At 61.9% G+C, this 4638-nt stretch carries 5 protein-coding genes; all 5 read right to left on the bottom strand.

What is annotated here, in order from left to right; all coding sequences use genetic code 11:
• Nucleotides 1–134: 134 nt before the first annotated feature.
• Nucleotides 135–2129 carry a cohesin domain-containing protein gene (locus NUW23_04755; protein MCR4425486.1) on the bottom strand — a complete coding sequence of 665 codons (1995 nt, stop codon included), beginning with the start codon at nt 2127–2129 and terminating at the stop codon, nt 135–137.
• A 31-nt stretch (nt 2130–2160) separates the two neighbouring features.
• Nucleotides 2161–3081 carry a hypothetical protein gene (locus tag NUW23_04750; protein ID MCR4425485.1) on the bottom strand — a complete coding sequence of 307 codons (921 nt, stop codon included), beginning with the start codon at nt 3079–3081 and terminating at the stop codon, nt 2161–2163.
• Complete coding sequence (locus NUW23_04745) at nt 3078–3500, bottom strand: biopolymer transporter ExbD (protein ID MCR4425484.1); 423 nt, start codon at nt 3498–3500, stop codon at nt 3078–3080. The genes NUW23_04750 and NUW23_04745 overlap by 4 nt, the downstream gene beginning before the upstream one ends.
• Complete coding sequence (locus NUW23_04740) at nt 3500–4129, bottom strand: MotA/TolQ/ExbB proton channel family protein (GenBank protein ID MCR4425483.1); 630 nt, start codon at nt 4127–4129, stop codon at nt 3500–3502. The genes NUW23_04745 and NUW23_04740 overlap by 1 nt, the downstream gene beginning before the upstream one ends.
• A 106-nt stretch (nt 4130–4235) precedes the next feature.
• Nucleotides 4236–4638, bottom strand: a 403-nt coding sequence (locus NUW23_04735) for an FAD-binding oxidoreductase (protein ID MCR4425482.1), incomplete at its 5' end; no start/stop codon positions are given.

Genomic DNA, 4638 nt, shown 5'->3' with positions numbered 1-4638 from the left:
AGTCACTGGAACCTGCTGGGCGACAACGGAGGCAGCCATCACCACAAGTGCAGTGACCACACTGATGGAAGCTAGGATGAGCCGTTTGAGAGATGTCGACATAAGTACCCCTCCACAGAAGTGATTAACGCGGTTCAGTTGGTCACCCAGATAGTGCAGGGCTCAGGACTTGCCGCCACCTCCCGGCCCGCGGAGTCAAGAAGGACCACGTTCTCGAAACTGATCTCCGCCGTCCCGGGCCGCGTGGCCTTCATGTGGAACGTCGCCACGGTGCCCCACGTGTATCCGGGGTTCGGGATCCTCCCTGACACGCCCGAGATCAACCCTGGCGCGGGTGAGTCGCCGGGGTCCCACGGGGCAAGGGCGGCACCTTCGGTGAGAAGGGCGCCTCTCGACACCATCACCAGGTCCAGGAACCGGGAGTCGAATCGGAGATCGAACTTGATGGCATGCAGATCCGGCACGTTGGTTGCCATAGCGTCCACGCTTATGATCGACCCGACTGTCGTCTCACGTACCGACGGCACAAGGATCAGTTTTGGTGTCAGTCTGGGAACGTCTATGGCGCACCTCGGGCTGACCTGCGGTGTGTTTACCGCGCCCACTGTGGCTGTGATCTCGTGTGTTCCGGGCCCCACGGGGCCCTCGAAATGCCAGGACACTACCCGCCTCTCGCCGGGCTCAATGTGCCCCAGGACCAGCCTGGGCTTGTCCCCGCGTGCCAGGGTGAAGCCACCGGTGGAACCGAGTCTCGCCGAAACCCAGTAGGCTGGCGAACCTCCTCTGTTCTCCAGGACGAGTGATGCCCTGACCAAAGACGGAAAGAGCTTCTCTCCTCTCACCGTCAGAGCCTCGGGCGCCACGATGACCGCGGAGAGCCTGGGTGGCCCAGTCACTTCTACTGTTCTGGATATCCTGTTGGGGTCCGCGTTCTTTGCCGCCACCTGGACAGTGAGAGTCCTCTTGCCCGCTGCGCCGCCGGTCGCGACTATCTGCCAGGCGGCTTGGGCCATCTGTCCGGGTTCGATGTCCCTCAGGAATCTGACTTCCTCCTGTCCGTGGGCGAGTCTGAAGCCGGTGGGAAGTACCAGCCGGGCTTCGACGTCCTGTGCAGGCCCTTCTCCCCTGTTCAGAACGTAGGCGACAGCAAGAAACGATGCGATGCCTTCGTAAGAGAGGTTCACTTCGTCAGGCGATGACAGGCCGAGAGACAGCTGCCCAGGGGCAAGGGTAATCCCGCCGAGACCGTAGTACGTCACGTAGGTGCGGATCTCTCCCGGGGCGAGAGGTGTGGGAGCCCAGTACATTGCGACTGCGGAATCGAGCTCACGCTCGCCTTCCCTGGTGAAATCGCGCCCGGCAACCACGGGCACATCCCAAAGCCGGTCCGCGAAGTTGCCCCAGTTGGAGAAGACGAGGCGATCGGGAGGAGTCAGTTCACCCCCGACCATCGTGGCCTGAGATGTGACAGAGGGTTCGACCAAGGAGTCGAAGGCCTGCCAGAAATCGGGTATCTCGTCCCCCGCCAGTGCGGTGTCGGACACAATGGCAGACTCATAAGCCCTCAAGGGGGCGCCGTCATTCGCGCCCAGCATTGTATCGAGCATGACGCGGATTCCAACATCCCGATGAACCCCGCCGGTATTCTCGACGTAATAGAGGATCCTGGCAGTGTCCTGGTACCTGGTTGTAGGGCTCTTGACGAACGACAGATCCTGAGTAACCCGGATGTCACCCAATTGGTACGTGGAGATGATCGCGTTGCCGACTACGGTCGGCGGGGTAACCGTCTCGCCATACTGCCCCGCCTTTCCGGCACGCCGCGATGCCTTCCCACCGTAGACCCAGTCAACACCATCCACGCGCACCGTAGTGTAAGACGTCCACGGGACGGGACGGCCGTAGATCAAAGCCAGTCCATCGTCGGCCGGGTTCCTGGGGTCGCCGCCGGTGGTCTCAACACCGAATCTGCCCGTTTCCGTCGCTCCTGTAGTTACGACGATGCGGATAAACTGGTTCTGGATGGATATTGACTCCGCTGCCCCTAGTGCACCCAGTGAACACAGGCCCAGTATCAAGAGGGCAGCGAGAGCCAGGGCAGCTGGCAGGCCCCGGCGTGAAGCTGACATGAGACGAGCACCTCCAAATCGTTGCGCCGCACTAACGCACAGGCGGGTCGAGACGAACCACATCCTTGATGCCTTCAAACAGGTCATATGCCACTCGGAACTGAGCGCGTGGCGTGCCGCCAAGCTCCCAGTCGCGGACTGCGAGTTCCTTCACGATCTGCTCGTGCATGGCCCTGTGCGCGCGATCCGCAGCCGCGTTTTGGCTGGCAACACCGCGAGTAACCCAGGCATCCACAAACCGGCCATCGGCCGTGAACCGGAACTCCACAATGCACCAGCCTTCCCTTTCCGTCTCCGGTGCGCTCTGTGCCGACTTACTCGGACGCACTGAGCCGAGCACCGACGGAAGCTCAACTCCCCCCGCTTTCACCCGGGGAAACATGGGCGGAGGGGGCGGCGGTGGCTGTGGCTCAGGTTCAGGCTCTGGCGCGGGCGGGGGTGTGGGCTCCCGCTCGGGCTCAGGAGGCAAAGGCGTGGGAACCGGAGCCGGCGCCGGCCGCACCGGCTCAGGGGCGACGGGCTCAGGTGTAGGAGGCGCCACACTGAACTGGCTTGAAGTGTCCGTCACCACTTCCGGCTTCGGCTCGGGCTTGGGTTCGGGTGCCGGCTTCGGCTTGGGGGCCGGCTGCGGTTCGGGCTTTGGCGCTGGTTTCGGCTCCGGCTTCGGCTCGGGCTTCGGTGTAGGTTCGGGTTTAGGCTCGGGCTTCGGCTCCGACTTGGAAGGCGTGGGCCTCGAAACCTCCCTTATGGTCACCTCAGGTTCCGGCTTGGGTGTAGGCGTCGGAACAGCTGGAGGTTCGATCGAGATCTCGATCACGCCCGGCCCCACAAGAGGGTAGATGTCGACTACCGCCGGCTCGTTCCACGGAATCAGGAGAATCACGGCCAAGTGGATCGCGATTGAGACTATGTACCCGGTCGGCCCGCCGTCCTCCTTGGGGTTTCTCCTCATCGGATACCACCGCCTGAACCCGGAGCCCGTTCAACCGCGAGCGCCAGGTGTGATCCACCCGCCTTCCTGATCGCATCGATCACCTGTATGAGTCGCTCATACTTGACGGTCCTGTCTGCCTTGATTATGCAGAGCTTGCCCGGGCTCCGGCTGAACTCGGGTGTGAGCGCCCGAGTCAGGTCCGATTCGGTCACGACCGCGCCCTTCCAGTAGATTCTTCCGGACGAATCGATCCCTGCGACAAGGTGATCGCGCTCCAGGTCCGCCGCCGTGGCCGCCCTTGGCAGCTCGAGCGGCATCCCGGCAGTCTCAGTCCTGAAAGTGCTGAAAATCATGAAGAAGACGACCAGATAGAACATGACATCGATCATGGGAATAATCTCTACTCTTGGCCTCCGCCTCGGGCGAGTGGAGAACATCATCTGTTATCATCACCGCCTCCACCGGACCCGCTCGTGAGGTTCAGAAGGTCCGCCGCGCGGTTCTCCATCTCCGCAATCCTGCGGTCCACGATACTGGTGAGATACGCGTGAGCGGCCACTGTCGGCGCGGCCACTATCAGACCTGCGGCGGTGGTAATCAGCGCCTCGGCTATGCCCCCAGAGAGCTGCGCCGGTTCGGTGAGCCCGGCCATGGCGGACAAGACACGGAAGCTCCTGATCAGCCCAGTCACCGTCCCGAGAAGGCCCAGCAGCGGGGCGAGCGTCACTATGGCATCAAGCACATTGAGTTTGCCTTCGAGAATGCGGATCTCCTCTCGTCCCGCGCGCTCCAAGGCTTCGGAGATCTCTGCCCGGGGATGCCCATATCGGGAGACGGCGGCGCGGGCGAGTGCAGCGATGGGCCCTCGTGAGCTCCTGGCGATCTGGAGCGCCTCAATTGCCCTCCCGTGGGAGAGCGCAGCCTTTATCGACCGCATGAGGGGTTCAGACTTGGTGGGGATGAGGATCAGTTGGACGATTTTCTCAATGGTGACAGCGAGCGCCACGACGGAGCACAGGATGATCGCGTACATCACCGGTCCGCCCATCGCAATGAGTCTGAGCATCAGCGGAAATCCTCCTTAGCCTCCATACGCGCCATCAAACTAATTGGGCAGTACTCCATTCTTCTACAGGATTGCTCGAAACTCCTCTTCGTGTTGCGAATCGATATTACACAACCGAGGGCTCGAGCATGAGCTCGCCGCGGTCGAACCTCCCCGCGTCGAGCATCCCAATGGGAATGGATGTCTGCCCGGTGAGGATCAGTTCCGCCATGAGCCTCCCGACGATGGGCGCGACCATGAACCCGTGACCCGAGAACCCACTTGCGTTGAAGAACCTCTCGACCGGAGGGCATTCCCCCAGAATCGGCTGCGCATCAGGTGACATGTCATAGAGCCCTGCCCACTGCCTGACTACACGGAGAGCTCCAAGCGGCGGCAGAAGCCAGGTGATCTTTTTCGCCATTTCCACAAGAAATTCGACGCTGGATCCTGTGTTGAAGTTCCGAGGTTCGTTCGGATCCCCGAGGCCCATTATGAAACTCCCGTGGGGGGTCTGCTGACAGTACAGC

The organism is Bacillota bacterium, assembly GCA_024655925.1.
Lineage (GTDB): Bacteria > Bacillota > DTU025 > DTU025 > JANLFS01 > JANLFS01.
Note: the sequence above shows the minus strand (reverse complement) of the source record. Positions and strands in the feature narration are given on the sequence as shown.